This window comes from Aeromicrobium terrae (assembly GCF_008039565.1).
In the GTDB taxonomy this organism is placed as follows: domain Bacteria; phylum Actinomycetota; class Actinomycetes; order Propionibacteriales; family Nocardioidaceae; genus Aeromicrobium; species Aeromicrobium terrae.
This window is the reverse complement of the sequence record NZ_VDUX01000012.1, coordinates 1-1,421: the sequence shown is the minus strand read 5'-3', so window position 1 is coordinate 1,421 and position 1,421 is coordinate 1. Positions and strand designations below refer to the sequence as shown.

General features: G+C 65.9%; 1 protein-coding gene. It reads left to right on the top strand.

The annotated features are described in order from the left end of the window. The first annotated feature begins 230 nt into the window (after positions 1 to 230). Positions 231 to 1,400: an IS110 family RNA-guided transposase gene (locus FHP06_RS15795; protein WP_222706517.1), complete on the top strand. Its 1,170-nt coding sequence runs from the start codon at positions 231 to 233 to the stop codon at positions 1,398 to 1,400. Positions 1,401 to 1,421: the final 21 nt, after the last annotated feature.

The window sequence follows — 1,421 nt, the reverse complement described above, 5'->3', positions numbered from 1 at the left end:
CATCGCGGCTACTTGTTTCATTGACGGCACGGCCGGGGTCTGACGAGGCTCGGTTGAGGTGGTCGGGGTTGTCGCTCCCATTGCGGCTGCCCACGGATCGCGTGTGGCTCACTCATGGCCTGCGCTGCCCTGGCCACCGCTTGGGGCTGGAGAGGCTCAAGAAGGGATTGCTCTGCTCGAAGTAGCGGTGCCCTCCGGCTCGACACATCCATCGAGTTGGAGGAGGAATCGTGGATCAGCGAGTCGTGGTGGGGATGGATCCGCACAAGCGGACGGTCACCATCGAGGTGATGACGGTCGATGAGGTCGTAGTTGGCGGTGAGCGGTTCACCACCGACGCCGATGGCTATCGCGAGATGCTCGGCTTTGTCGCCCGCTGGCCTGATCGGGTCTGGGCGATCGAGGGCTGCAACGGGATCGGTCGCCATGTCGCGCACCGGCTGCTGGGTGACGGCCAGGAAGTCGTTGATGTTCCGCCGAAGCTGTCGGCGCGGGCGAGGCTGTTCGCCACCGGTCAGGGGCGCAAGACCGACGCCACCGACGCGCACTCCGTCGCGCTGGTCGGCACCCGGATGACAGGCCTACGCCCGGTCGTCGCCGATGAGCAGCTGGAGGTGTTGCGGTTGTTGGTCGATCGGCGCCGCGCGCTCGGTGATGAGCACACCCGCAAGGTCGCCCAGCTGCACCGAATCGTGCTGGAACTGCTGCCCGGAGGCGCGAAGAAGGACCTCTCCGCAGCCCAGGCCCGCCGGCTGCTCGCCACTGTGCGACCGCGGGATCTGGTCGGCAAGACCCGCAAACGAGTCGCGTCCGAGCTGGTCGCCGATCTCGAACGGATTTACACCCGGACCAAGGACGCGGACAAAGAGCTCAAAGCGCTGGTCCAGGCCACCGGGACGCACCTGCTCGACCTGCACGGCATCGGTCCATCCGGCGCCGCCAGGCTGTTGGTCGAGGTCGGCGACATCAGCCGCTTTCCGGACCGCAACCACTTCGCGTCCTGGACCGGCACCGCACCGATCGATGCCTCATCAGGCGACCACGTCAGACACCGGCTCTCACGCGGCGGGAACCGACAGATCAACCGCGTCCTGCATCTGATGGCCGTCGTTCAACTGCGAAACCCGACCGTCGGACGCGCCTACTACGACGGCAGGAAAGCCAACGGCAAGACCTCGATGGAAGCCATGCGCTGTCTCAAACGCCGCCTCTCCGACCAGATCTACAAGACCATGCTCGACGACTTCATCACGGCGAGAACGGCGGGCCCGGGAGGGCAAACAGGCAACGTCTCTGACTCCAGCGCGACCAGCTCACAGCCCACAACTGGCTCTTCGGAAAAGCCTCTTCCCGGACCCGCCACAACCCAGCCTAAGCCCGCGCTCCCGGCCGCCTCTTGACACAGAAGGGAGCCATGAGCG